29 protein-coding genes are annotated in these 25,504 nt (G+C 63.4%); 15 read left to right on the forward strand and 14 right to left on the reverse strand.

The window, feature by feature from the left end:
* Nucleotides 1-3 precede the first annotated feature (3 nt).
* The 5 genes from EIO64_RS03135 to rph form a co-directional block, all read right to left on the reverse strand.
* Nucleotides 4-492 carry a GNAT family N-acetyltransferase gene (locus EIO64_RS03135; protein ID WP_119311325.1) on the reverse strand — a complete coding sequence of 163 codons (489 nt, stop codon included), beginning with the start codon at nucleotides 490-492 and terminating at the stop codon, nucleotides 4-6.
* Nucleotides 493-508: 16 nt separating this feature from the next.
* Nucleotides 509-838, reverse strand: a complete 330-nt coding sequence (gene yhbY / locus EIO64_RS03140) for a ribosome assembly RNA-binding protein YhbY (protein WP_021750956.1) — start codon at nucleotides 836-838, stop codon at nucleotides 509-511.
* A 274-nt stretch (nucleotides 839-1,112) separates the two neighbouring features.
* A complete protein-coding gene (locus tag EIO64_RS03145) occupies nucleotides 1,113-1,703 on the reverse strand; it encodes an XTP/dITP diphosphatase (RefSeq protein ID WP_021750959.1) in 591 nt (196 codons plus the stop codon).
* On the reverse strand, nucleotides 1,700-1,915 hold the full coding sequence (locus EIO64_RS03150) for a hypothetical protein (protein ID WP_249390780.1): 216 nt from the start codon (nucleotides 1,913-1,915) through the stop codon (nucleotides 1,700-1,702). The genes EIO64_RS03145 and EIO64_RS03150 overlap by 4 nt, the downstream gene beginning before the upstream one ends.
* Before the next feature lie 103 nt (nucleotides 1,916-2,018).
* Entirely contained in the window at nucleotides 2,019-2,735 is a 717-nt protein-coding gene (rph, locus tag EIO64_RS03155; protein ID WP_021750961.1) for a ribonuclease PH, read from the reverse strand.
* Nucleotides 2,736-2,807: 72 nt separating this feature from the next.
* Between rph and EIO64_RS03160 the strand changes: the two genes are divergently transcribed.
* Nucleotides 2,808-3,035: a hypothetical protein gene (locus EIO64_RS03160; protein ID WP_025545179.1), complete on the forward strand. Its 228-nt coding sequence runs from the start codon at nucleotides 2,808-2,810 to the stop codon at nucleotides 3,033-3,035.
* Here the strand turns inward: EIO64_RS03160 and ftsY are convergent.
* From ftsY to smc, 4 genes are read right to left on the reverse strand one after another with little or no spacing between them, the layout of a single operon-like run.
* On the reverse strand, nucleotides 3,028-3,900 hold the full coding sequence (gene ftsY / locus EIO64_RS03165) for a signal recognition particle-docking protein FtsY (RefSeq protein ID WP_021750963.1): 873 nt from the start codon (nucleotides 3,898-3,900) through the stop codon (nucleotides 3,028-3,030). The two genes, EIO64_RS03160 and ftsY, sit on opposite strands and share 8 nt — an antisense overlap.
* A 21-nt stretch (nucleotides 3,901-3,921) precedes the next feature.
* Nucleotides 3,922-4,173, reverse strand: coding sequence for a hypothetical protein (locus EIO64_RS03170; protein WP_021750964.1), 252 nt, complete (start codon nucleotides 4,171-4,173; stop codon nucleotides 3,922-3,924).
* A gap of 48 nt (nucleotides 4,174-4,221) precedes the next feature.
* Nucleotides 4,222-4,440: a zinc ribbon domain-containing protein gene (locus EIO64_RS03175; RefSeq protein ID WP_025545177.1), complete on the reverse strand. Its 219-nt coding sequence runs from the start codon at nucleotides 4,438-4,440 to the stop codon at nucleotides 4,222-4,224.
* Between the two features lie 12 nt (nucleotides 4,441-4,452).
* The gene (gene smc / locus EIO64_RS03180; RefSeq protein ID WP_136890772.1) at nucleotides 4,453-8,019 is read right to left on the reverse strand and encodes a chromosome segregation protein SMC; all 3,567 of its coding nucleotides are present in this window, start codon (nucleotides 8,017-8,019) and stop codon (nucleotides 4,453-4,455) included.
* Between the two features lie 201 nt (nucleotides 8,020-8,220).
* Between smc and EIO64_RS03185 the strand changes: the two genes are divergently transcribed.
* The 3 genes from EIO64_RS03185 to EIO64_RS03195 all read left to right on the forward strand — a co-directional run bounded on the left by EIO64_RS03185 (nucleotide 8,221) and on the right by EIO64_RS03195 (nucleotide 9,946).
* Nucleotides 8,221-8,457 (forward strand): putative Se/S carrier protein, encoded by a 237-nt coding sequence (locus tag EIO64_RS03185; RefSeq protein WP_021748201.1) that lies wholly within the window; start codon nucleotides 8,221-8,223, stop codon nucleotides 8,455-8,457.
* Between the two features lie 41 nt (nucleotides 8,458-8,498).
* Nucleotides 8,499-9,614: a YedE family putative selenium transporter gene (gene yedE, locus EIO64_RS03190; RefSeq protein WP_036629706.1), complete on the forward strand. Its 1,116-nt coding sequence runs from the start codon at nucleotides 8,499-8,501 to the stop codon at nucleotides 9,612-9,614.
* 131 nt (nucleotides 9,615-9,745) lie between these two features.
* The gene (locus EIO64_RS03195; RefSeq protein ID WP_136890773.1) at nucleotides 9,746-9,946 is read left to right on the forward strand and encodes a sulfurtransferase TusA family protein; all 201 of its coding nucleotides are present in this window, start codon (nucleotides 9,746-9,748) and stop codon (nucleotides 9,944-9,946) included.
* A gap of 61 nt (nucleotides 9,947-10,007) precedes the next feature.
* Here the strand turns inward: EIO64_RS03195 and EIO64_RS03200 are convergent, their stop codons facing one another.
* Complete coding sequence (locus EIO64_RS03200; RefSeq protein ID WP_036628435.1) at nucleotides 10,008-10,730, reverse strand: ClpP family protease; 723 nt, start codon at nucleotides 10,728-10,730, stop codon at nucleotides 10,008-10,010.
* Nucleotides 10,731-10,873: 143 nt separating this feature from the next.
* On the opposite strand from EIO64_RS03200, the gene EIO64_RS03205 reads away from it, so the two are divergent.
* From EIO64_RS03205 to EIO64_RS03230, 6 genes are all read left to right on the forward strand, one after another.
* Complete coding sequence (locus tag EIO64_RS03205) at nucleotides 10,874-11,437, forward strand: hypothetical protein (RefSeq protein WP_119311329.1); 564 nt, start codon at nucleotides 10,874-10,876, stop codon at nucleotides 11,435-11,437.
* Nucleotides 11,434-12,249, forward strand: coding sequence for a glutamate 5-kinase (gene proB / locus EIO64_RS03210; protein ID WP_119311330.1), 816 nt, complete (start codon nucleotides 11,434-11,436; stop codon nucleotides 12,247-12,249). The genes EIO64_RS03205 and proB overlap by 4 nt, the downstream gene beginning before the upstream one ends.
* Nucleotides 12,250-12,348: 99 nt before the next feature.
* Nucleotides 12,349-13,596 (forward strand): glutamate-5-semialdehyde dehydrogenase, encoded by a 1,248-nt coding sequence (locus EIO64_RS03215; protein WP_021748208.1) that lies wholly within the window; start codon nucleotides 12,349-12,351, stop codon nucleotides 13,594-13,596.
* 41 nt (nucleotides 13,597-13,637) lie between these two features.
* Nucleotides 13,638-13,916, forward strand: coding sequence for a hypothetical protein (locus tag EIO64_RS03220; protein WP_025545159.1), 279 nt, complete (start codon nucleotides 13,638-13,640; stop codon nucleotides 13,914-13,916).
* 38 nt (nucleotides 13,917-13,954) lie between these two features.
* Nucleotides 13,955-14,752, forward strand: coding sequence for a pyrroline-5-carboxylate reductase (gene proC, locus EIO64_RS03225; protein WP_119311331.1), 798 nt, complete (start codon nucleotides 13,955-13,957; stop codon nucleotides 14,750-14,752).
* 122 nt (nucleotides 14,753-14,874) lie between these two features.
* Nucleotides 14,875-15,411 (forward strand): dihydrofolate reductase family protein, encoded by a 537-nt coding sequence (locus EIO64_RS03230; RefSeq protein WP_021748212.1) that lies wholly within the window; start codon nucleotides 14,875-14,877, stop codon nucleotides 15,409-15,411.
* Between the two features lie 77 nt (nucleotides 15,412-15,488).
* Here the strand turns inward: EIO64_RS03230 and EIO64_RS03235 are convergent, their stop codons facing one another.
* Nucleotides 15,489-17,627 (reverse strand): 5'-nucleotidase C-terminal domain-containing protein, encoded by a 2,139-nt coding sequence (locus EIO64_RS03235; RefSeq protein WP_249390781.1) that lies wholly within the window; start codon nucleotides 17,625-17,627, stop codon nucleotides 15,489-15,491.
* 281 nt (nucleotides 17,628-17,908) lie between these two features.
* On the opposite strand from EIO64_RS03235, the gene hydA reads away from it, so the two are divergent.
* From hydA to EIO64_RS19160, 3 genes are read left to right on the forward strand one after another with little or no spacing between them, the layout of a single operon-like run.
* A complete protein-coding gene (gene hydA / locus EIO64_RS03240) occupies nucleotides 17,909-19,282 on the forward strand; it encodes a dihydropyrimidinase (RefSeq protein WP_021748215.1) in 1,374 nt (457 codons plus the stop codon).
* 10 nt (nucleotides 19,283-19,292) lie between these two features.
* Nucleotides 19,293-19,574, forward strand: coding sequence for a hypothetical protein (locus EIO64_RS03245; RefSeq protein ID WP_119311333.1), 282 nt, complete (start codon nucleotides 19,293-19,295; stop codon nucleotides 19,572-19,574).
* A 23-nt stretch (nucleotides 19,575-19,597) separates the two neighbouring features.
* Nucleotides 19,598-19,795: a hypothetical protein gene (locus EIO64_RS19160; protein WP_353955521.1), complete on the forward strand. Its 198-nt coding sequence runs from the start codon at nucleotides 19,598-19,600 to the stop codon at nucleotides 19,793-19,795.
* Between the two features lie 147 nt (nucleotides 19,796-19,942).
* Here EIO64_RS19160 and EIO64_RS03250 read toward each other — a convergent pair whose 3' ends face one another.
* Nucleotides 19,943-20,446 carry a DUF4330 domain-containing protein gene (locus EIO64_RS03250; RefSeq protein WP_036629708.1) on the reverse strand — a complete coding sequence of 168 codons (504 nt, stop codon included), beginning with the start codon at nucleotides 20,444-20,446 and terminating at the stop codon, nucleotides 19,943-19,945.
* Between the two features lie 133 nt (nucleotides 20,447-20,579).
* On the opposite strand from EIO64_RS03250, the gene csaB reads away from it, so the two are divergent.
* Nucleotides 20,580-22,805, forward strand: coding sequence for a polysaccharide pyruvyl transferase CsaB (gene csaB, locus EIO64_RS03255; RefSeq protein WP_119311334.1), 2,226 nt, complete (start codon nucleotides 20,580-20,582; stop codon nucleotides 22,803-22,805).
* Between the two features lie 24 nt (nucleotides 22,806-22,829).
* Nucleotides 22,830-23,825, forward strand: a complete 996-nt coding sequence (locus tag EIO64_RS03260) for a D-isomer specific 2-hydroxyacid dehydrogenase family protein (RefSeq protein WP_021748220.1) — start codon at nucleotides 22,830-22,832, stop codon at nucleotides 23,823-23,825.
* A gap of 4 nt (nucleotides 23,826-23,829) precedes the next feature.
* Here the strand turns inward: EIO64_RS03260 and EIO64_RS03265 are convergent, their stop codons facing one another.
* A complete protein-coding gene (locus EIO64_RS03265; RefSeq protein WP_021748221.1) occupies nucleotides 23,830-24,009 on the reverse strand; it encodes a DUF6774 domain-containing protein in 180 nt (59 codons plus the stop codon).
* Between the two features lie 123 nt (nucleotides 24,010-24,132).
* Nucleotides 24,133-25,401, reverse strand: coding sequence for a chloride channel protein (locus tag EIO64_RS03270; RefSeq protein ID WP_051319955.1), 1,269 nt, complete (start codon nucleotides 25,399-25,401; stop codon nucleotides 24,133-24,135).
* Between the last annotated feature and the right edge of the window lie 103 nt (nucleotides 25,402-25,504).

A 25,504-nucleotide genomic window follows, 5' to 3' on the forward strand; every position in this document is an offset into this window, starting at 1 on the left:
TCTTTATGGTTCAGATTTTTCCGCCGGAAGCTCCAACTCCATCTCGTCATCCGTGGCGGTGAAGCCATACCGCTGATACAGCGGGCGGCCCATGGCGGTGGTGTGGAGAGAAACCGTCAAACAGCCCCGCTCACAGGCCGCTGCCGTGAGGAGATCCAGCATCCGCCATGCGATCCCCCGGCCTCGGAAGGCAGGATCCGTCCAGATGTTCATAATATGGCCGGACAGACCCGCGGGATTGTGATAGGAGGGCATCTCCCGGCGGAGGTCCAGGCCGCCGGTGGCGGCCAGCCGCTCTCCCGCCAGCGCCAGAAGCGCAATGTGGCTGCCGGACGCCAGGGCCTGGCGGTAGTAATCCCGGACCGCATCCGGCAGGCCATGCGGCAGCGCCGCCGTCTCCGAAAGGTGCCGGTAGGTCCGGATGGCCCGGAGGCGGCTCTCCGTCAAGAGCTCCAGATCCCCGATCCCGGCAGTGCGGAACGTCAGTTCCATCGGGCGCCTTCCCGGGTCACTGGGGGCGCTTCTTTGCCGGCTTCACCAGCTGGATGCGCTTCTCCCTGGGCTTGGAGTGGCTCTCCCGGTACAGCACGAACTTCGTGCCGATGACCTGCACCACCTCGCTGCGGGTGGCCTTGGCCAGCTCCTCCGCGGCGGTGCGGGCGTCGTAGTCGATATTGTTGTCCAGCACCCGGCCCTTGATAAGCTCCCGGGCCTCCAGTGCGTCATCCGCCTGCTTGATGAGGTTTGCCCCGATACCGTCCTTGCCCACCTGCAGGATCGTGTCGATGCTGTTTGCCAGGCCCCGCAGCTGGGCCCGCTGTTTGCTTGTCAGTTCCATGTATACTCCTTTATTCCGGGAAATGGCCCCGGTCTTTTTTATTTTTCGTCATGCCAGGTAGACTGCCGCAGCTTCTCCATAGACTCCTAGGCAATCCACTCTTCTGTATAGCCGCAGCTGCGGCAGACATACCTCTGAATTTTTGCATTTACAAAAAACCGATGGGAAAAGAATTGTACAGCCCCGGCTCCACTGCCAGCAGGTCCGCGCTGCCGCATTTGGGGCAGCGTCCGGTCGTTTTCACCGCAGTTCCCTCCTCATCAAAGGTAGACGGTTATTTTTTCAAATAAGTTGCCAGTTTCTCCGAAAATGCCCGCAGAGCTTTTCCTCTATGGGAGATGGCGCCCTTCTCCTCTGCCGTCAGCTGGCCGAAGGTCCTGCCCTTCTCCGGCACCAGGAACACCGGGTCGTAGCCAAATCCCGCCGTCCCCATGGGGGCAAAGGCGATGGCACCGTCGCACCGGCCCTCCGCCGTCAGCTCGTCCCCGCCGGGAAAGGCGCAGGCGATGGCGCAGGCGAAGTGGGCCGCCCGGGTAGTCTGTCCCCGCATGTTCTGCAGCAACAGGGTATACCGCCCCCGGTCGTCCAGCTCCTCCCCGCCGTAACGGGCGGAATACACGCCGGGTCCTCCGTTCAGGGCGTCCACACAGAGACCGGAGTCGTCCGCGATGGCGGGCAGCCCGCTGGCCGCGCAGATGGCCTTGGCCTTCAGCATGGCGTTTTCCACAAAGGTGGTGCCGGTCTCCTCCACGTCTACGGAGATTCCCACGTCTGCGGGGCTCACCACTTCCACCCCCAGTCCGGAGAGGATATCCGCCATCTCCTTCAGCTTGCCGGGGTTATGGGTCGCCAACACGAATTTCATACCGTCTCCTCCTTTTCCGCCGCACGGTCCAGACGCTTGTTCCGGATGGTCAGCACCAGGTCGATGGTGACCATGGTGATATCCAGGATGTAAAAAGCCGCCACATAGGTGACATTTCCACTGATGAACTTCCCCGCCAAGCCGCAGAGATAGCCCACGATGATGCACACCTCAAACCATAGGCTCTTGCCCTTTGCAGTACGGGAGCGCACGGACTTTGTGATGTTGAAGGGCTAGGACAGGCCGAAGCAGATCAGCATAATCATCTCGAATACCTGCGCCACGGAAACCATCTCCTTCTTTCAATTTGTGGTTTTATCGCTTCAAAATCTCCCGCTGGAGCTTCAGCAGCTCCCGGTTGCCCTTGGCGCACAAGCGCACCAGCTCCTGTTGCTCCTGGGGTGTGAAGGCCCGGCCCTCGCCGGTGCCCTGGAGCTCGATGATCTCCCCCAGCTCATTCATCACACAGTTCAGGTCCACCTGGGCACGACTGTCCTCGCTGTACTGCAAATCCAGCATAAGGGTCTCCCCGACGATTCCCGCAGACACCCCGGTGACGAAATGCCGGATGGGATTGGAGGCCAGCACGCCCTCCTCCACCAGCTTCCGGCAGGCCAGGGCCAGCGCCACAAAGCCGCCGGTGACGGATGCGGTGCGGGTTCCGCCGTCGCCCTGGAGCACGTCGCAGTCGATGGTGATGGTATGCTCCCCCAGCTTCGCCAGGTCCACGGCGGCCCGGAGGGAACGGCCCACCAGCCGCTGGATCTCTGCGCTGCGGGGCGAGAGCTTCAGCTTGGCGATGTCCCGCTTGCTGCGCTCCCGGTTGGCCCGGGGCAGCATGGAGTACTCCGCTGTCACCCAGCCGGTGCCCTCCGGCACATGGGGCGGCACCCGGTCCTCCACGCTGGCGCAGCAGAGAACCATGGTGTTGCCGCACTGGATGAGACAGCTGCCCTCCGCGAATTTTACGAAATCAGGGGTGATTTTGATCGGGCGCAGCTCGTCAAACGCCCGTCCGTCTTGTCTGGTCATGGTATGCGCTCCTTTTCATTTTCCCCGCAGAGAGGACTGGATCGCCGCGAACGCACGGTCATAGTCATCCCTGTGAACATAGATGGTGTAGGTCAGGACGCTGTCCTGTACAGCAGTCGGAGCGGCCCCCTGCTGCGGCGGGCAGCCGCGGCGTATAGGCCCCGGGTCCTGGTGCCGCTGGAGAGCCCGGCATCTGAAAGCGCCCCGCGGATCAGAAAGTACATCTGCTGCGACGACACAGAGATCAGTTTTCTCCGATTCCAAATGGTGATCCTTGTCTCTCTGCTGCCGCTCAAATAATGGCCTCCACATATTCCTTCGCGTCGAAGGGCTTCAGGTCGTCCACCCCCTCGCCCACACCGGCCAGCTTCACCGGTACGCCCAGCTCCTTGGCGATGGCGATGACGATGCCGCCCTTGGCCGTGCCATCCAGCTTCGTCAGCACGATGCCGGTGAGTCCTGCGGCCTCCTTGAACTGGCGGGCCTGGATCAGGCCGTTTTGTCCGGTGGTGGCATCCAGCACCAGCAGCGTCTCCCGTGCGGCGCCGGGGCATTCCCGGTCGATGATCTTGGAGAGCTTGGCGAGCTCCGCCATCAGGTTAGCCTTGTTGTGGAGGCGGCCGGCAGTGTCGCACAGCACCACATCCACCCCTCTTGCCTTGGCAGCCTGCAGGGCGTCGAACAGCACCGCGCCGGGGTCAGCCCCCTCGTGCTGGCGCACAAGTTCGCAGCCGGCCCGCTCCGCCCAGATCTGCAGTTGGTCCGCCGCTGCGGCCCGGAAGGTGTCCGCCGCGCAGAAGAGGACCCGCTTGCCCTCGCTTTTCAGCTGATAGCCCAGTTTGCCGATGGACGTGGTCTTGCCTACGCCGTTGACGCCGATGAACAGCACCACAGCAGGCCGGGTCGAGAGATCCAGCTCCGTGCCGCCCACGTCCATCTCCTCCGCCAGAATGTCCCGGAGGGCGGCCTTGACCGCCTCCTGGTCCTGGAGCTTCTCCTTCCGGACCCTCGTGCGGAGTTTTTCCACGGCGTCCAGCGCCGTGTCCATGCCCAGGTCCGCCAGGATCAGCGTCTCCTCCAACTCCTCGAAAAAGGCCTCGTCCGCCTCGGAGAAGCCGGAGAAGAGATTTGTGGTGATCTTTTTCAGCTTGTCAAAAAAGCCCATGGTATCCTCCCAAATCGGAAATCAGCGCCGGAGAGGTTTATCCCAGTCCAACCTGTTTCCGCAGTATTTGCAGTATTCGCCGGGAAAAAGCGGCAGATGTGCCCCGCACTCCGGGCAGCGGATCACGAACAACTGGATCGCAAGGCCCGCCGCCAGCAGCAGTCCCCCGATCACGCCCGCCTCCGGTACAAATACGGTCCTGCTGAGGAACTGCAGAACAAATCCCGGGACTAGCAGGATAACGCTCAGGATCGTCCATCTGCGCAGTGTCATGAGATCGTCCTCCCAATCGCTTCAAATCCTCTTGCGCCGGGTCGCCGTTCACTCCACTTTCTTGCCGCAGTATGGGCAGGTCTTATCCGGTCGGAGCTCCCGAACGGACTTTCCGCAGTGGGGGCAGCGCAGCAGCCACCACACTAGCCCCAGATCCAAAAGGAAAATCAGCAGCCCTGCATAGGTCATCCATCCGCCCCGGAAGATAAGGAGGCCTGCCAGCAGGCCCACCCAGATGATCAGTATCTGTTTATGCTTGCGCTTCATGGATTCCGCTCCTTATTTGATCTTCAGCTCTTTCGCCATGTCATTCAGATTGATGGTCAGGATCTTGCTCACGCCCTGCTCCTGCATGGTGACGCCATAGAGGACGTCGGCCTCCTCCATGGTTCCCCGGCGGTGGGTGATGACGATGAACTGAGTCCGGCCTGCCAGCGTCCGCATATAGCGGGCGTAGCGGGTGACGTTGGCGTCATCCAGAGCCGCCTCGATCTCGTCCATCACGCAGAAGGGCGTTGGATGGACTTTCAGAATGGAGAAATACAGCGCGATGGCCACAAAGGCCTTCTCGCCGCCGGACAGCAGGGAGATGGTCTTGAGGGTCTTTCCCGGCGGCTGGGCCTTGATCTCGATGCCGCAGCCCAGGATGTCCTCCTCGTCCTCCAGTTCCAATCTGGCCGTCCCTCCCCCGAAGAGCTCCTGGAAGGTGGTCTGGAAGCTCTCGGACAGCAGCTTGAACTGCTCGGCGAAAATCTTGGTCATCTCCTCCGTGATCTCGCCGATGATGTTCTGCAGCTCGCCCTTGGCCTTCTCCACATCGTTGCGCTGGTCCGTCAGGTAGGTGTAGCGGGTGTTCACCCGCTGGAACTCGTCGATGGCCCCGATGTTTGGGGTGCCCAGGGCGGTGATGTCCCGCTTCAGCTCCCCGATCCGCCGGTTGGCCTTGGGCACGCTCTCCAGCTCGATCCGCTGTGCCTGGGCGTCGGAGTGGGAGAGTTCGTAGTGTTCCCACAGCCGGTCCAGGATCTGCTTTTCCTCCATGGCGGAGGTGGCCCGCTTCTGGTCCAGCTTGGCCACCGCCCGCTCCAGGTTCAGCAGGTTCTCGTTCATCTCCTGGCCCGCCCGGTTCTTGGCAGTCCGCTCCGCCTCCAGGGCGTTCTTCTCCTCTGTGATGGCGGCCAGCCGCTGCCGGAAGGCCGCGCCCCGGCCCGCCAGCTCCTCCAGCGCCGTCTGCAATCCGGCGATCTCTTCCTCCGCGGCGGCGATGTTTCGGCGGTAGGTCTCCGCCATCTGTTCCTTCTGCTCCCGGTCACCAGAGAGATCCGCGCACAGCGCCCGCAGGTCCGCGGCGCTGCGGACTGTGGCCTCCCGCTCGGCCGCCAGGGCAGCCAGATCGCTCTTTCTGCCGCTGATCTCCTCGGCCAGGGCACCGGATTTCTCCAGCAGCTCCGATTGGCCGGAAAGAGCCGCCTCCGCCTGGGCCCGCGCGTCCGCGGCGGCGGATTCCTGTCGGTTGATCTCCACCTGGGCGGCGGCAGACCGGGCGTCGTTGTCCGTCAGCCGTCCGGCCAGACTCTCCAGCTCGCCGACGAGGTTCTCCACGCTCTCCTCCAGGGAGCGCAGCAGGAGATCATATTGTCCCCTGATGCCCTCCAGCCGCAGGACCTCGTCCTCTGCGTGGCGGCGCTGGGCCTCCGCGGTCTCCAGCTCGTATTGGGCGGCGGCCAGTTCCCGGGCGGTATCCTCCTCCGCCTGCTTTGCCTCCGCCAGCTTTGCCTGCATGGCAGCGGTCCGGGCGGTGAGCTGCTCCAACTCCGCGGACCGGCTCAGTACACCGGCGGACCGGCTGGTGCTGCCGCCGGTCATGGAGCCGCCCCGGTTAATGACTTGGCCGTCCAGCGTCACGATCCGGAAGGCGTTGCGGTACTTCCGGGCCATGGCGATGCCGCAGTCCAGGTCCTCCACCACCACAGTGCGGCCCAGCAGGTTGTAAACAATATTCCGGTACGCCGGGTCAAATGTCACCAGCCGGGACCCCAGGCCCACAAAACCAAATTCCTTCTCCACGCCTTTTTCATGGAGCTCGTCACCCCGGATGGCGGTGAGGGGCAGGAACGTGGCCCGTCCGGCGTCCCGCTGCTTCAGGTAGCTGATGGCGGCCTTGGCATCCTCCTCCCGGTCCACCACAATGTTCTGCAGTCCCGCCCCCAGGGCGATCTCGATGGCCAAGGAGTACCTGCCATCGGTCTTCACCAGATTGGCCACCGGGCCATGGATGCCCTGCAGGCCGCTCTGTGCGCGGCACACGAACTTGACCGCCTTGGAGAAGCCCTCGTACTCCTTCTCCATCTCTGTCAGCAGGCGGCGGCGGTTTTCCAGCGCCCCCGTGTCCATGGTCAGCTGGACCCGCCGCTCCGCGGCGGCAGCGGCCTTCTTCTTCCGTTCCTCCATCCGCAGGCTGTGGCCGGCGATGATGTTGGCGGCGGCCTCCGCCTCGTCCCTGGCATCCTCCAGGGCGCGGCGGTTCTCCCGCGCCTCCTGCCGGGCGGACTGAAGCTGCTCCTCCGCGGCGGCCCTGTCTCGCTCTGCGGCCTCCCGCCGCTCCTGGATCTGCTTCTTCTCCGCGGCGGCGGCGGCCAGTTCCGCCCGCGCGTCCGCGGCGGCGGCCATGGCGAGGGCCTCCTGTGCCCGCAGGCGCTCCGCCTCGTTCTGGGCGCCGCCGGCCTGTTCCGCCATGGTCTGGGCGGTCTCCAGCAGGGCGGCCAGCGCACCGTTCAGCTCCCCGATCCGGCGGTCGATCTCCGCCACCCGGGCTTCCTGCTCCTCCGCCTGCTTCGCAAGGCCGCCGGAACGGCTCTCCGCCTCTGCCAGCTCCGCCTCCGCCCGCTGGATGTTCTCCCGGTTGTGGGTGACGGTGCTCTCCAGCACGGCGGCGGCGGACTCCTTCTCCTTGATCTGCTCCTCCAGAACGGCGGACTCTGTCCGGACACGCTCAGCCTCCATGTCCTTCTCCCGCATCCGCTCGCTGTACCGCTCCCCCTCGGCATAGAGGGCGTCCAGAGCGGCGCGGGCCTCGTCCCGCTGGGACTCTGCGGCGTGAAAGTCCGCCTCCAGCTTCCGGGCGCCCGCCTTCAGGGTGTCCAGGTTCTCCAGCCAGACGGAGATCTCCAGAAGGCGCAGCTCATCCCGGAGCACCAGATACTTCCTGGCCTTCTCCGCCTGCTCCCGCAGGGGCTCCACCTGAAGCTCCAGCTCGGCGATCTTGTCATTGATGCGGACCAGATTCTCCTCCGTCCGCTCCAGCTTCCGCTCCGCCTCCTCCTTCCGGTGGCGGAATTTGGAAATGCCGGCGGCCTCCTCGAAGATCTCCCGCCGCTCCCCGCTCTTGGCGGAGAGGATCTCATCAATCTTGCCCTGGCCGATGATGGAGTAGCCCTCCCGGCCCATGCCGGTGTCCAGGAACAGCTCCGTCAAGTCCTTCAGCCGGACAGACTGGCGGTTGATGTAGTATTCGCTTTCGCCGCTGCGGTAATAGCGGCGGGTGACGGACACTTCGCTCTCCTCCATGGTGGGGAAGATGTGCTCCGTGTTGTCCAGCACCAGCGTCACCTGGGCAAAGCCCACCTGGCTGCGCTTCTCCGTGCCGCCGAAAATCACGTCCTCCATCTTGGCGCCACGGAGGCCCTTGACGCTCTGTTCCCCCATCACCCACCGGATAGCGTCGGAGATGTTGGACTTGCCGGAGCCGTTGGGACCCACGATGGCGGTGATGTCCTCGCCGAAATTCAGGACCGTCTTGTCTGGAAAGGACTTAAACCCCTGGATTTCCAATGCGCGCAGATACAAACTCTCACCTCATTCGGCCTCTCAGCCAGATCACATACTATAACTAGTATAGTATAGCAAAGCCACTCCCCTATTTCAAGGAAAAATCTCCAGGTTCGGCGGCTCCAGCCGGAGCTGGGCCGTTATCCTCGAAACAGATCTCGCTTTTTCCATTTTTTCATGTTATTCTTTTGAAAAAATAACGAGTAGAGGAGGGAGTCCGTGCGAGAAAAAAGCCCCCGGCTGATCGTGACGTTTCACACCACTGCCGGGGCCATCGCCACAGAGCAGCTCTGCCGCCGCCTGGGGCTGGAGGGCAAACTGATCTCCGTTCCCCGGTGCATCACATCCGACTGCGGCATGGCCTGGTCCGCGCCGCCGGAGCTGCGGGAGCACCTGGAGACCCGGCTGCAGGAGGCCGGGATCGAGACAGCCGGTTTCTATGAGCTGCCCCTGTGACGATTTTCATCCCAGCGCCGAAGAGAGTGAGGAGTGTATTTATGAGAGAAAAGAGTTGGTTTCGGGAATACGGATTGATCTTGGCGGCGGGCGTGGCCGTGGGCATTGCCGCCCTGATCCTTACCGCCTCCGGCAACCCCAAGAACATGGGCTTCTGCATCGCCTGCTTCCTGCGGGACATCGCCGGCGCCCTGGGGCTCCACAGCGCCGCCAATGTGCAGTACATCCGGCCGGAGATCATCGGCATCGTGGTGGGGGCCGCGGCGGCAGCTCTGGCTGCCAGGGAGTTCCGGGCAAAGGCCGGGGCCTCTCCCGCCTGCCGGTTTGTGCTGGGGATGTTCGTGATGATCGGTGCTCTGGTGTTTCTGGGCTGCCCCCTGCGGATGGTCATCCGGCTGGGCGGCGGCGACCTGACTGCCGTTGCCGGGCTGGTGGGCTTCATCGCCGGGATCCTGGTGGGCGTGGTATGTTTAAAGAAGGGTTTCTCCCTGGGCCGGGCCTATCCCGTCCGCATGGGCGAGGGGTTCGTCCTGTCTGGGATCCTGATGGCGCTGTTGGGGCTGCTGCTGTTGGTGCCCACCCTGCTGAAGTTCTCTGAGGCGGGCCCCGGCTCCATGCGGGCCTTCTGGGGGATCTCCCTGGCGGCCGGTCTGGTTGTGGGCGTGCTGGCCCAGCGGAGCCGGCTGTGCATGGCCGGCGGCATACGGGACGCTGTGATGCTGCGGGACTTCAAGCTCCTCTCCGGCTTCCTGGCCATCTGGGGCACGGTCACCATTGGCAATCTGGTCCTGGGATCCTACAGCCTGTCCGCACTGTCCCAGCCCATCGCCCACAGCCAGTACCTCTGGTCCGCCCTGGGCATGGCCCTGGCGGGCTGGGGTTCCATCCTGCTGGGAGGCTGCCCCCTGCGACAGTTGATTCTGGCCGGTGAGGGCAACGGCGACTCCGCCGTGACCGTCCTGGGCATGATCGTGGGCGCCGCCGTCTCCCACAACTTCGGTCTGGCCGGCGCGGCGGATTCCGTGGCGGAGGACGGCACCTATGTGGTCGGCGGCATCGGCACTGCCGGCATGGCGGCGGTGGCCATCGGATTCGCGGTACTGCTGGCCATCACGGTGACCCATTTGCCGAAAACGGAGGCTGTATCGCGTGATTGAGCACACAATGTATGAAAATCGTCTATCGCCCTGTCCTGACAGGCAACCGGCGATGGCGGAAAATTTTCCCATTTTGCACAGGGAAAATCCTTGAATCTGTGCCGCATATCGCGGCGAAAGGGGAATTTGATATGGTAGATACCCGCGGATACATTTGCCCCACCCCGGTGCTGATGGTGCAGAAGGCCTTGAAGGATCGGCCCGCCATGGTGGAAGTCCTGGCGGAGGCCGGCGCAGCGGTGGAGAACATCACCCGCTTCGCCCACTCCCAGGGCTATCAGGTCAGCAAGACGGCGGACGGACCGGACTGGAAACTGACCCTGACGAAATAAAAGACAGGCGGGGAGCCCGTAGGCTCCCCGCCTGCCGTTTTTCCTGTCCCGCGGTTTGAGGTCAGGATGTCTCCCGCTTTCCTTTGGCCTCCTCGATCTGGCGGTAGAGGCACTGGAGTCCGTCAGAGAGGCCGCCCACCTGGTCGATGATGCCCAGGGACACTGCCTCCTCTCCATAGACCACACTGCCAACGTCGGCGGCCATATCGTCCTTTTTCAGCATCAGGGCCTGGAACTTCTGAGCCGTGATCTGGCTGTGGCTGGAGACGAAGGCCACGATCCGATCCTGAAGCCGCTGGAAGTAGTTGTAGGTCTGGGGGGCGGCGATGACCGTGCCGCTCATGCGGACCGGGTGGATGGTCATGGCGGCGCTGGGGACGGCAAAGCTCCGTCGGGCAGCCACTGCCAAAGGCACGCCGATGGAATGGCTTCCTCCCAGGACGATGGAGACCGTAGGCTTTGTCATGCCGGCGATCAGCTCCGCGATGGCAAGGCCCGCCTCCACGTCGCCGCCCACGGTATTCAGCAGGAAGAGGACGCCGTTCACCTCGTCGCTCTCCTCCAGCTTGGCCAGCAGGGGCAGCACATGCTCGTACTTGGTGGTCTTGGCACCGCTGGCGGCGGTGTTGTGGCCCTCGATCTGGCCGATGATGGTCATGCAGTACACGGAGCCGTGGGGCGTTTTGGTCAGGGCGGAGCCGAAGTCCACGATCTGCTGGGCGCCGTCCTTTCCGCTCTCGTCATTTTCCTCTGTGGTGTCCGCAGGTTTGGTGCGTTCTGTCATGGTAAACCCTCCTTTTCCCCGGTATTCTCTGCAATTTTATGAAAAGTACGCGCTGGACTTTCTTTTTGCCGGTTACTGTGATATGATAAAATATCTAAAGTATCTAATCTTCTACTCTGGCCCTTCTCAATAAGGAGATTCCTATGAAACAGCATTTTCAAATCCCCTGGGCTCAGATCCTGATTGTTTGCGCCGCTCTAGTTATGGCTTTTGGAATGGGGACCTCTGTTCAGGTGGAGCAAGAAGCGGTGGGGCAACGGGAAGCCTTCCGACGGAGCCTGCAAATGCTGGACCAGTACCTTTGTGCCCTATCTGAGGATCTGGGTGATCCGGATATTCTTGCCCTGGAGGCTCCCTTGGAGGATGATCGCATTCAGGAAAACCTAGTCCGGGTGCGGCGGACCTCTGTTGCCCTCAAACAGGACTATGTCTCCAACGCCGGGAGAGAGACTTCCCCGCATCCCCACGTGTATCTCTATCTCTTGGCACTAGAGGAAACGCTATTGGAGAGCAATTATCTGGATCTGGAGGCACTTTCTCAGATACTGACTATCTGCCGTTCCCTGTGGGATATTGAAACTGGACTTTCCTACAAGGAGATCATGGCCCAGCTGGAGGAAAACGTCACCTCCGGGGACTACCAGGACGCCTTGGAACTGCTGGGGATCAGCGATATGATACCAATTACCACCCAAGGAGGAACATAACTTTGGAACAGAACAAACAGCGTATTGTGGTGAAGGTGGGCACCTCCACCCTCACCCATAACTCCGGCGCGTTGGACCTTTGGAGCATGGAACATCTGGTGCGGACCCTGGCGGATCTCCAGGGCATGGGGCATGAGGTGATCCTGGTGTCCTCCGGTGCCATCGCTGTGGGCACCGCCAAGCTGGGGCTGTCCGAGCGGCCGAAGGAGCTGCGGATGAAGCAGGCAGCCGCTGCGGTGGGCCAGTGCCGGATGATGCACATTTACGACAAATTCTTCTCCGAGTACAACCGCTCCATGGCCCAGATCCTGCTGACAGGAGATGATGTGGAGGACCCGGAGCGGGCGGAGCACCTGTCCAACACCTTCTCCGCCCTGCTGGAGATGGGGGTCATCCCTGTGGTGAACGAGAATGACTCCGTCTCCTCCGCCGAGATCGAGACCGGACGCCATAAGGTCCTGGGCGATAACGACACCCTCTCTGCCATCGTGGCGGAGCTGTGCCGGGCGGATCTGCTGGTACTGCTCAGCGACATCGATGGGCTGTACGACGCGGACCCCAAGACTCACCCGGAGGCAAAGCTCCTACACCAGGTGACGGAGCTGACGCCGGAGATCCTGGAGATGGCCGGCGGCGCCGGCAGCTGGCGGGGCACCGGCGGCATGGCCACCAAGCTCTCCGCTGCCCGCATTGCCATGGAGGCCGGGTGCGATATGGTCATCACCAACGGCAGACGGATGGAAGACCTGTATGGCATCGCGGAGGGAAAGGACATTGGAACGCGATTTGTATCGGGGAAAACTAGGAATTGATGGATTGCACCCCCAGCGGAATGATTTGAAATTCGTCCGGATCCGCCGGACCCCTAAATTTCCAACTCCTAATTCCTCTTTCAAGAAAGGTGTGACGATATGACAGCATTACAGCAGCAGGGACAGGCGGCAAAGGCCGCCACCTACGTTCTGGCCACCGCCGGGACGGCCAGGAAAAACGCGGCGCTGAATGCCATTGCGGACGTTCTGACAGAGCGGCAGACAGAGTGGCTCTCCGCCAACGCAGAGGACGTGGCCGCCGCGAAGGAGGCGGGGATGCGCCCCGCCATGCTGGACCGGCTGACCCTGACGCCGGAACGGGTGGCAGGCATCGTGGACGGCGTGCGGCAGGTGGCTGCCCTTCCGGATCCCATCGGCAGAGTGGACAAGATGGAAACCCGGCCCAACGGCCTTATCATCGGCCGGCGGCGGGTGCCCCTGGGGGTCATCGCCATCATCTTTGAGGCCCGGCCCAACGTCACCGTAGACGCTGCGGCGCTGTGCCTGAAGTCCGGCAATGTGTGTATCCTCCGAGGCGGCAAGGAGGCCATCCGCTCCAACCGCTGTGTGGCGGAGCTGATGCGTCAGGCCCTGCGGTCCGTAGGTCTGCCGGAGGACTGCATCTCCCTGGTACAGGACACCAGCCACGAGACCGCCAATGAGCTGATGCACCTGGACGGCTATGTGGACGTGCTGATCCCCCGGGGTGGCGCCGGGCTGATCCGGGCCGTGGCCAAGGAGGCCAGCGTACCAGTGATCCGCACCGGCGAGGGCGTGTGCCACATCTATATCGACGATGAGGCAGACCTGGACATGGGTGCCAGCATCCTCTTCAATGCCAAGTGCTCCCGTCCCTCTGTGTGCAACGCCGTGGAGTGCGTGCTGGTCCACCGGGACGTGGCGGCGGACTTCTGGAAAAAGGCCCTTCCCCTTCTGGATGAGAAGGGCGTGGAGCTGCGGGCGGACCCGGAGGCCCTGGAGATCCTGGGCACCCGGGCGGTACCGGCAGAAGACAGCGACTGGGACGCCGAGTACGACGACTACATCCTGGCTGTCAAGACGGCAGGCGGCATGGATGAGGCCATCGATTTCATCAATGCCCACGGCACCCAGCACTCCGAGGCCATCATCACGAAGAACTACTTCAAGGCCCAGCACTTCCTGGACCACGTGGATGCGGCGGCGGTGTACGTCAACGCCTCCACCCGGTTCACAGACGGCGGCGAGTTCGGTCTGGGGGCGGAGATCGGCATTTCCACCCAGAAGATGCACGCCCGGGGCCCCATGGGACTGGAGGAGCTGACCAGCTGCAAGTACGTCATTTACGGTGAAGGACAGGTGCGGTAAGCGCCTGCCGGAAGTTAAAACGCCAAGAGGGGATGGTCTCTATGGCGGCGATCATTCTCTCCCTGCTGGCTGCAGCGCTTCTGTCGACCGTGCTGCTCATCCCCGCCGGACACCTGAAGCAGGCGCTGGGCATCCCGTCGGCGGTCTGTTCCGCTGCGGCGATGGGGCTGTACCTGCAGATGCGCACTGTCTCCGGCGGGCCTGGTACCGGAATAGCACTGGTGCAGCTGTACCTTCCCTGCGCTGTTTACGGACTGGTGATCCTGGGCGGCGCGGCCCTGGGTCCGACAGGATGGTGCTGCGGAAAAAAGCGAAGCTGAACATCTGATTCTGATTTGAAAAAAGAGGTTGATGCACAATGGCGACATTTGGTTTTATCGGCACCGGAAATATGGGCGGCGCCCTGGCCCGGGCGGCCCGCAAGCGGCTGTCCGGCGGAGAGATCCTGTTGGCGAACCGCTCCGCCACCAAAGCGGAGGCCCTGGCCCAGGAGCTGGACTGCCGGGCTGTGGACAATGCGGCGGTGGCCGCTGGGGCAGATTACATCTTCCTGGGCGTGAAGCCCTATATGGTGGCAGGGCTGATGGAGAAGATCGGCCCCGTGCTGGCGGCGCGGAAGGACCGGTTCGTGCTGGTGTCCATGGCGGCGGCCCTCACCATCCCCGACCTGCGGGAGCGGGGCTGCGGGGACTGGCCCCTGATCCGCATCATGCCCAATACCCCCTCTGCCATCGGGGAGGGCGTGATCTTCTACACCTGCGACGGCGTCACGGCGGAGGAGGAAGCGGCGTTCCTGGAGAACATGGCAGGCGCCGGGCGGCTGCTGCCCCTGGACGACCATCTGATGGACGCCGGCAGCGCCGTGGCCGGCTGCGGACCGGCCTTTGTGGACCTCTTCATCGAGGCCATGGCGGACGGCGGCGTGGCCTGCGGCCTCACCCGTCCCATGGCGATGGAGTGCGCCGCCCAGACGCTGATCGGCGCCGCGCGGCTGATGCTGGAGACGGGCCGCCATCCCGGTGCGCTGAAGGATGCGGTCTGTTCCCCCGGCGGCGCCACCATCCAGGGCGTCCGGGCGCTGGAGGCCGGCGGGTTCCGCAGCGCAGTGATGGAGGCGGTCATCGCCGCCTATGAGAAGAGTGCGGAGATGAAGTGAACGGTCCGTGGCCGGAGGCAGCTGCCTCCGGCCACGGCATTTTTTGTCCGCCTGCGGGACTTGCCAGCAGACGGCGAGATGTGGTATGATCGTTCTCCCATCTTTTTGACAGGAGGACATGTATGGCACGGGACATCATCTTGAATCTGGCAATCAGCCTGGATGGCTTCATTTGCGATGAGGACGGCGGCTTCGCATGGATCAGCGGCCAGGGAGATGTCCGGGCCGACACGGCGGACCACTTCGACTTCGACGGCTTCCTGGCATCCTGCGACACCATCGTTATGGGTCGAAAGGCTTATGAGGACTGCCTTAGTTCTCTGCCCGAAGCGGCGGAAAAGCGATTCCTGGTGGCCTCCCGGACACCTCGGGCGCCGGAGGGCAGGGTTGTCTTTCTCTCCGCCGATGTGGTGGCGGAAGTTCTGGCGCTGAAGGACCGGCCCGGCAAGCACATCTGGCTGTTCGGCGGTGGAGAGCTGGCCTCCGACTTCATTCGCGCCGACGCCGTAGACCGGTATATCGTCGGCATCCTGCCGGTGATCCGGGGCAAGGGCCGGCGGCTGTTTCAGGAGGGGATTCCGCCGGTGGAACTCCATCTGGACCGCTGCACGGTCTCAGACGGCATCCCTATTCTGGAGTACAGCCGGCGGGGCCGGTAAGGCAGATAGACAACAGCCGCAGGGAGCGTTCCCTGCGGCTGTTGTTTTGTGATTTGAGAAGATCTGACTTCTGTCGCTCAGGCAGCAGCGTTGGCGGCCCGGTACAGGAAGGTCACAATCTGGCCCCGCTGGCAGACGGTGTCGGGAGAGAACGTGCTGCCGTCACCGGTGCCGAGGGTGACGCCCTGGGCCACGGCCCAGTTCACCGCGGCGGCGTAGTCCGCGTCAGCGGCCACGTCGGTGAAGGAAGCGGCAGCAGCCTCGGGGCTGTCGGCGGCAACCCACATGAAGTACACCGCCATGGCGCGGGTGCAGCCCGCATAGGGATCAAAGGTCTCGCCTTCCACCAAGCCCTGCTCACTGACCCACTGGACGGCCTTGAAGAAGTACAGGCTGGTGTCCGTCACATCGGTATAGGCGGGTTCCGTGCTAGCAGGCTCCGGAGAACCGGCGGCGCGCCACAGATAGGTGATGATCTGGGCACGGGTGCAGTTCTGGTAGGGAGAGAAGGTGGTGGCGGTGGTGCCGTTGGTGATGCCCTCGTCCACGGCCCACTCAATGCCGTCATAGTAGGGAGAGGTCGCCGCCACGTCGGTGAAGGCCAGGCCCTGGTCAACAGTGATGCGGCCAGCGGGCTGACCGTAGGCCTCTTCGGTGACGGTGCCCTTTAGCTCGTCGGTGATGTAGTCCATGACCACCTCATCCATGGAGAGGCCCAGGTCATAGTTGACGGAGGCAGCCGCGAACGCATAGTAGGTGTCGCCGCCGGCGGCCATGAAGTCGTTGGTGGCGATGGTGTAGGTGGCGTTGGCATCAAAGGGCTCGCCGCCCACAGTCTCGATGGTGACGCGCTGGATGCTCTTGGGGCCGTAGTAGGTGGAGCCGGGATACTGCTCGCCCTGGTCATAGGCCTTGGTGGTGTCCACGGTGAACTCGATGCCGCTCACCTGGGGGAAGCCGCCGATAGAGGTGGGCGTGCAGTAGGTGGAAGCCTCCAGAGCCTCCAGCAGCTCGGCGCCGGTGACTTTCACGATGGAGAGGGTGTTGCCGAAGGGCAGCACAGTGTTGATATCCTTCTTGGTGATGTCGCCGGCGGCGATGGAGGCGCGGATGCCGCCGCCGTTGGTGACAGCCGCGTCCACCTCAGTGCCCTCACGCTCGGCGCCCCAGACCAGAGCGTCGCAGATCAGGTCGCCCAGGTTGGTCTCCTCGGTACGGTTACCGGGCTCCTTCTCGCCGTTCAGGGCCACTTCGGTCTTTGCAAACACCGTGCCGTATTCCTTGTCGATCTCCGCCTGGATCTTGGCGGCGCGGGCAGCCACATCAGCGTCCGTGGCGGTCAGGTCGGCAACGGGGGTAGTGGCGGTGGTGATGGTGCCGTCGGCATCGATGGTGACCACGCCCACGCTCTCCAGCTTGGTGCCGGTAGAGGTCACCAGAGTGTCGCCCACCTTCCCGGTACCGCCAGCGGCGGCCTTCACGTCCTCAAGGGTGGAGTGAGAGTGGCCGTCGATGAACACGTCGATGCCCTCCACCTTCTCCAGCAGGTCGATGGAGCGGTTGCCGGTGGACTCGGCATCGATGCCCAGGTGGCCCAGGCAGATGATGTACTCGCAGCCCTCTGCCTCCAGTGCGTCCACCTGATCCTGCGCGCAGTCGAACATCTTATCGCCGGCCAGGAAGGTCACGCCCTGGATCTTGGCGGGGTGGGCCTTGGTTGCGGTCTCCGGGGTGTCCAGGCCGAACACGCCGATCTTGGTGCCGTCGGGCGCGGTGAAGACCACGTTGTCCTCAAAGGCCACCTGGCCGTTGTACAGGACATTGGCGTCCACGATGGTGAAGTCGGCGTCCGCCTCCAGATCCTTGAGGTTCTGGTAGCCGTAGTCGAACTCATGGTTGCCCATGCTGGCCACGTCGTAGCCGGCCAGGTTCATCAGCTCCACGGCGGTGGCGCCCTCAGACGTGCTGACGGTGGGATCGCCCTGGATGAAGTCACCGGCGTCCATCAGCAGGACGTAGGCGCCGCGGGCCTCGTAGGCGTCCTTCAGCGCGGCCACTTTGGCATAGCCGCTGATGGCGCCATGCACATCATTGGTGTGCAGGATGACGATGTCGCCGTCCAGATCCTGTGCCGTCTCTTCCGCCGCATTGGCGGTGACGGCCAGGGAGAACGTCATGACCACCGCCAGCAGCAGGGACAAGACTTTCTTTTTCATTCTGTTACCTCCTCTGAAAGCGCGGGAGATGACCTCCCGTGGTATGGATATAGTATAGCACATCTGGAAAAAATGGACAGAGGGGACTTCGCGGATTTTTCGAAAAAAACCACCAGAAATATCCCACGTTTTTTGTAGAAGAAGCGCAATTTTTTTCTACCCGCACTTCTGGCATTCCCTTGCGGCGGGTGTTATACTGAAAAAAAGCGTCTGCCGGAGCTTCCCGGCAGCCTGCCGCCGGGCGGCCGCATCGTGCCGCAGACACACAAGGAGGTATATTTATGACCACATTGCTCAGGGGCGGGACCATCATCACCGGTGCCGGACAGCGGCGGGCCGACCTGCTGCTGGACGGGGAGAAGATCGCCTGGGTGGGCCGGGGACCTCAAGCCGCAGACCGGGAGGTGGATGTCTCCGGCTGTTTCCTCTTCCCCGGCTTTATCGACGCCCACACCCACTTTGACCTGGATGTGGCGAACACCACCACGGCGGATGATTTCTGCACCGGCTCCCGGGCGGCCCTGCGGGGCGGCACTACTACGGTCATCGACTTCGCCTGCCCCAACAAGGGCGAGTCCCTGCACCACGGCCTGGACCTGTGGCATCAGAAGGCGGACGGCAGGACTTTCTGCGACTACGGCTTCCACATGACCATCGACGACTGGAACGAGTCCATCCGGGCAGAGCTGCCGGACATGTTCGCCCAGGGCATCTCTTCTTTCAAGATGTATCTCACCTATCCCGCCATGATGATCGGCGACCGGGACATCTACTGGGCACTGAAGGAGCTGAAGCGGCTGGGGGGCATCGCCGGCTTCCACTGCGAGAACGCCGGTGTCATTGACGGCATGATCGCCGAGCGGAAGGCCGCCGGAGAGCTCTCCCCCGCCTCCCACCCCCGCACCCGACCGCCCTATCTGGAGGCTGAGGCAGTGAGCCGCCTGCTGCGGATCGCCCAGGCAGCGGACGCGCCGGTGGTCATCGTCCACCTCACCAACCGGGAGGCCCTGCTGGAGGTGGACCACGCCCGGAAGCGGGGCCAGACCGTGTATGTGGAGACCTGTCCCCAGTACCTGCTGCTGGACGAGAGCGTGTATTTCAACGAGGACTACTCCGCCGCTGCCCGGTATGTGTGCGCGCCGCCCCTGCGGGACAAGGCCGAGCAGGAGCACCTGTGGAAGGGCCTGCGGCGGGGCGCTATCCAGACCGTGTCCACAGACCACTGCTCCTTCACCCTGGCCCAGAAGGACATGGGCCGGGAGGACTTCACCAAAATCCCAGGCGGCCTGCCCGGCGTGGAGACCCGGGGCGAGCTGCTGTACTCCTACGGCGTGGCCAAGCGGAAGATCAGCGCCGCCCAGATGTGCCGGGTGCTCAGCGAGAATCCCGCCCGGCTGTATGGTCTCTATCCCCGGAAGGGCGTGCTGCGGCCCGGCAGCGACGCGGACATCGTGGTCTACGACCCCGGCGCCAGCCATGTGATCCGAGCGGAGGACTGCGTGGCCAATGTGGACTACAACCCCTATGAAGGCTTCGTCACCGCCGGCGGCATCCGGCAGGTGTGGCTGCGGGGGCAGCTCTCCGTGGAAAACGGAAAGGTCCTGGTGGAGGCGCCGGCGGGCAAGTATATGGCCCGGGGCAAGAACTCCCTGTGAGCATTCGTCCATGAATCTCGTCATCATCGGGCGCTTCCCTGCGGCCACAGACACGCAGATCAGGGCATTCCTTCCCGCTGACCGGGAGGTTTTTATCACCGAATCGGATCTGTCCGGCCCCTTTTTGCAGAGTGCGGATGCGCTCATCCCGGAACACATCCCGATTCCCTCTTTTGGGGACAAGGCTCTGAAGCTGCGGATGATTCAAACCGGGGCCGGGTATGGCGAAGATAGAGCCGTCTGCTTTTCTGGTCAACATGGCCAAGAGGGATCGTTCACGAAGAGGTCCTGATCGAGGCTTTAAGCGACCATCAGATCGCCGGCGCTTGCCCGGATGTCTTTGAGGCAGAGCCATTTTCCCAAGCAAGCTGGCTGAGGGCGCTCCTCAACGTAATCCTCGCGCCGTACACAGCAGGGGATCCTGGCGGCGTGAAACTGCACGAAAAACAGGATTCCTTTTTCCCAGTAGCATCCGGCAGGCACGGAGCGGAGAAATGCCCGCCAACATGCTGAACCGGGACACCTGGAAGGCGTGGAGATAAGCCCCTTCTGCAGGTGGACAGCCCATAGACGTAAAAGAGCTGTGCGTTCAACTGAAAAACAGGCGTCTGCCTCATTTGGAATGAGGCGGACGCCTGTTCTGCTTTTCATGCGTTTCTGTTACTCTTCTGCCAGTCCCTCCCACTGGACATCCACGATGGTGCCGCCGGAGAACTCAATGTACTCACTCTTCAAAATATAATCCGTCTTGCCGATCCGGACCTCCTGGTCTCCCACCTTGGTGGTCATGACCTCGCCGGCAGGCGTCTCCGTGGTGGCGGTGAAGAGCAGCGTCACATGCTCCGGATCCTCGATCCACTGCCCATCGGGGCCCAGCACGTAGTAGGGCTCCATCTCCACGCTCTCAATCTGGCCGCCCACCAGAGCGCCGGAGGCCATCAGCGGAGAGGGCAGATGGGCCTGGCAGGTCTCGTACAGCTCCGTGGGCACACCCTCGCACTTAACCACATAGGTCACCTTCACCATGCCGCCGTCCTCGGCGGCGGTGCCGCCGCTGCTGCCCAGCAGCTTCCAGGCTCCAAAAGCCACCACCGCCACGATCAAAATCACGGCGATGATGTCGATGATGTTGAACTTTCCAACGCGTTTTGCTTTCTGTTCCATGGTCTCCTCCGTAAAAGGCGCGGACGCGCCTGTATTTGGCGTTTGTCGTCTGGACAATATCTGGTTCGTATTGTATAATATTTCTCGCGATTTCACAACCCCTATTTGCGGAAAGCGGAAAGAAAGGCATTCCATGAAGGTCATTCATCTCATCAGCGGCGGAGACTCCGGCGGCGCAAAAACCCATGTGCTGAGCCTGCTGCAACATCTGAATCAAACCATCACCGCCCAGCTGGTGTGCTTCCGGGACGGCCCCTTTGCCGAGGAGGCCCGCCAGATGGGCATTCCCACCATGATCTGCGGGGGCAACAACGTCTTCCGCACCCGGCGGAAGCTGGCGGCCTATATCCGGGAGGGCGGCTACGAGATCATCCACTGCCATGGCTCCCGGGCCAACATGATCGGCGCCATGCTCCGCAAGGTCACGGGACTGCCGGTGGTGACCACCGTCCACAGCGACTACCGCCTGGACTACATGGGCCGCCCCCTCAGCCATCTGACCTTCGGCACCATCAACGCCCTGGCCCTGCGGCGGCTGGATTACCGGATCGGCGTGTCCGACGCCATGGTGGACCTGCTGATCTCCCGGGGCTTCCCGGCGGACCGGTTCTACACCATCTATAACGGCATCGACTTCACGCCCCCGCCCACCCAGGGGGACCGGCTGGAGTACCTGAGGAGCCTGGGCGCAGATGTGGACGAGAACTCTGTGGTGGTAGGCATCGCCGCCCGGATGAATCCGGTGAAGGACATGGCCACTCTGGTGCGGGGCTTCGCCGCGGGCCACGCCAAGTGCCCCCGACTGCGGCTGCTGATCGCCGGCGACGGGCCGGAGAAGGACAAGCTCACCGCCTTGGCGGCAGAGCTGGGCGTAGAGCGGCAGGTGTGCTTCGCCGGATGGATCTCCGGCGGCATGGACCGGTTTTACAGCGCCCTGGACATCAACGCCCTCACCAGCCTGTCCGAGACCTTCCCCTATGCCCTGACGGAGGGGGCCCGGTTCCATCTGGCTACCGTCTCCACCGCCGTGGGAGGCATCCCCTATCTCATCGACCAGGACGTGAACGGCTATCTCTTCCAGCCCGGCGACTGGCAAGCCCTGGGCAACGATCTGGCCGCCCTGGGCAATGACGATGAATTGCGCCGCCGCTTGGGGGAAAAGCTCTATGAAAAGGCGTCCACCCAGTTCTCTATTCAGAAGACCGTGTCCACCCAGCTGCAGATATACGCCTCCATCCTCCGCCGCCACCGGCGGCGCTCCTCCGCCCGGGACGGCGTGGTGATCTGCGGCGCCTACGGCCGGGGCAACGCAGGTGATGACGCCATTCTGGAGGCCATCCTCCAGGAGATGCGCTCCATCGACCCGGACATGCCCATCACCGTGCTCAGCAAGGATCCCAGGAGCACCCGGCTCACCTACCGGGTGCGGGCGGTGCACCGTTCCAACTTCCTGGCCTGGCACGCCGCCATGTGGAACAGCCGCCTGTACATCAACGGCGGCGGCAGCCTGATCCAGGACGTGACCTCCCGCCGCTCCCTGTGGTTCTATCTGGCCAATATCCGGGCGGCAAAGCGGGCAGGCAACCGGGTACAGATGTACGGCTGCGGCATCGGCCCCGTCACCCGGGAGAGCCACCGGAGTCTGGCCGCGAAGATCATCAACAAATATGTGGATGTCATCACCCTGCGGGAGCCGGACTCTTTGGAAGAACTGCGGGCCATGGGGGTGACGGAGCCGGAGGTCCTGTTGACTGCGGACCCGGCGCTGATCCTGCAGAAGGCCCCGGACGACGAGACCGACAGCGTGCTGCTGCGCGCCGGTATCCCGCCCCACGGCAATTACCTCTGCTTTGCCCTGCGGCGGTGGAAGGGGTTTGAAGAGAAGGCCCCCCTCTTCGGCGCGGCGGCGGAATACGCCTACCGCACCTATGGTCTGACGCCGGTGTTCGTGGCGGTGGAAAAGCATCTGGACCCCGGTGCGGGCCAGCTGGCCGCCCGCGGGCTGACGATCCCCCACTATTTCCTGGACGATGCCGGCGGCGCCGGGACCATCATCGGCGCCCTCAGCCGGATGCAGGCGGTGGTGTCCATGCGGCTCCACGCGCTGATCTTCGCCGCCGGGCAGGGGATCCCCCTGGCGGGCGTTGTCTACGACCCCAAGGTCTCCGCCTTCCTGCGGTATATCGGACAGGAGCAGTTCGTGGATCTGGCAGAGCTGACCGGGCAGAATCTCTGCGCCATGATGGACCAGTGCGTAGCCCAGGCGGCCCACCCGGAGGCCCAGGCCGCCGCCGTGCGGAACCTGCAGGCCATGGAGCAGAAGAATGTGGAGGTGGCCCGCCGCCTGCTGAAGGGTTGACGGGGCCACCTGTTGGAGGAATCTATGAAAATTATGGTCTATGAGGCCCGCCCGGACGAACGGGCGGACCTGGAGAAGCAGGCGGCGCTCCACGGAGTGGAGCTGTCTGTCACAGACGCGGTGCCCACACTGGAGAACGCCTCTCTGGCCGCCGGCTGCATCGGCGTGTCCATCCTGGGCCAGGGGTGCATCGACGCGGCCCTGCTGGATGCCTATCACGCCCTCGGCATCCGGTATCTCTCCACCCGCACCATCGGATATGACCACATTGACCTGGACCACGCCCGATCCATCGGCCTGCGGGTGTGCAGCGCCAGCTATGCCCCCAACGGCGTGGCCGACTTCACCGTCATGATGATCCTCATGTGCCTGCGGCATTACAAGCAGGCTCTGTGGCGGGGGCAGGTCAACGACTTCTCTCTCACCGGCCTCCAGGGCCGCGAGATGAAGGATCTGACCATCGGCATCATCGGCACCGGCCGGATCGGCGCCCAGGTTGCCCGAAATCTCTCCGGCTTCGGCTGCCGGATTCTGGCCTATGACCTGCGGCGCAATCCGGCAGTGGAACCCCAGGTCACCTATGTGGACTTCGACACCCTTCTGGCCCAGTCGGATGTCATCACCCTCCACATGCCTCTGCTGGACTCCAACCGCCACATCATCAACCGGGAATCCATCGCCAAAATGCGGGACGGCGTGGTAATCGTCAACTGTTCCCGCGGCGAGCTGGCGGATATCGAGGCCCTGATTGAGGGGATCGAGACGGGAAAAATCGGCGCCCTGGGTATGGACACCGTGGAGGGGGACGAGGGCATCATCCACGCCGACCACCGGGTCGACATTCTGCCCAATCGGAACTGGTTCTATCTCCACCAGTTCCGCAATGTCATCATGACCCAGCACATGGCCTTTTACACCGATGCCGCCGTGTCCAGCATGGTGGACTGCGGCATCGGCGGCATCTGTCAGATGGCCGCAGGCGAGTCCTGTCCCACTGAGCTGACAGGCCCGGTACAGTAAGCCGCTACCTCCCGCCGCGGGTCCGGCGGCGCTGGACGGAGATCGTCTCCAGCGTCTCTCCCAGCTGAACCAGCAGCGCCGCTGTCAGCTCCAGGTCCTCGTCGTTCAGCCGGGCAGCCAGAGAGACCGCCAGGGTGTTGACAGCGGTGGTCAGGGCCAGCGGATCACAGGAAAGTTCCATCATCGCATCACCGCTCTCATTCTATGCCTGAGCGGAGCCATTCATCCTGCTCCGCCGGTGTGAACACATTTTAGAAAGGGACGGCCGCCCTGTGAGCGGCCGTCCCTTTTTCCAAAATGCACGTGCTCAATCCCTCTCCGTCTCTTCCCCGCCTCCCTGCTGGAAGGGGGGCACCGGCTCACCGGCGTGATAGGCGTTGGTGCGGACATTGATATACTGGGCCTTCAGCTTGGAGTAGACGATGGTCTGGCTGGAGTACAGCCCATTGTAGCCGGAGAGCATGTAGCTGATGCCGCAGATCAGGGCAAAATACAGCAGCCCACCATCCCCGAACAGCTCCACGGACAGGAAGATGGAGGCCAGCGGGCAGTTGGTGGCCCCGCAGAACACAGCGGCCAGCCCCAGCGCCGCGGCGAAGCCAGCCGGAATCCCCAGCAGCGGCCCCGCCACACAGCCGAAGGTGGCCCCCACGAAGAAGGAGGGCACCACCTCACCGCCCTTGAACCCTGCGGAGAGCGTCACCGCGGTGAACAGAATCTTCAGCAGAAACGCCTCCGGCCGGGCAGTGCCCTGCTCCACGGCGGCGGTAATGAGATCCATGCCCGCGCCGTTGTAATCCCGGGTCCCGCAGAGGTATGTCAGGGCAATGACCGCACCGCCACCGACAAGGACGCGGAGCCAGGCATTGGGCAGGCGCTTCTTCATCTGATGCTCCGCGAAGTGCAGGGTCCGGCACAGCAGAACGGACACCAGGGCGCAGCCTACGCCCAGCACCGCCACCCGCAGCAGCATCAGCTTCTCCAGCTCCGGCGCCGCCACAGAAAAGCGGGTGGGCGCCACCCCCAACTCCACAGAAATCCAGTAGGCCACCAGGGAGGCGGTCAGACATGGAATGAACGCCACGTGGTACACCACGCCGATGCTGATGACCACGATGGCGAACACCGTGGCGGTAAGGGGTGTGCCGAACAAGGCGGAGAAAAACGCCGCCATGCCTGCCATGGTGGCGGTGCGCAGGTCCCGGTCATCCAGATTGAAAAGGTTCCCCGCATGGCGGCCGATGGTGCCGCCCATCTGGAGAGCCGCGCCCTCCCGTCCGGCGCTGCCGCCGCACAGGTGGGTGAGAATTGTCCCCAGGAAGATGGCGGGCAGCAGCCAGATGGACAGGGGCTTTCCGTGGTGTACCGCGTCGATGATGTCGTTGGTACCCTGGCCCTCCGTCTTTGTCAGCTTGTAGAAGGCCACGATCACCAGTCCCGCCGCCGGCAGACACCACAACAGCCAGGGATGTTGCTCCCGCAGCTCTGTGGCCCGCTCCACACCGATGTGGAACAGGGAGCCCACCACGCCGCAGCAGACGCCGGTGACCAGCGCCACCGCCAGCCACTTGGCCATGGCCTGGACGTAAAGGCCCACGCGGGTGTGGCCATGCTCCTTTTCCAATCCGTTCACTTCCCTTCCCCGCCGCCGAAGGGCGGGCCGTGCTTGCAATGGAAAT

Source organism: Dysosmobacter welbionis (assembly GCF_005121165.3).
Lineage (GTDB): Bacteria > Bacillota > Clostridia > Oscillospirales > Oscillospiraceae > Oscillibacter > Oscillibacter welbionis.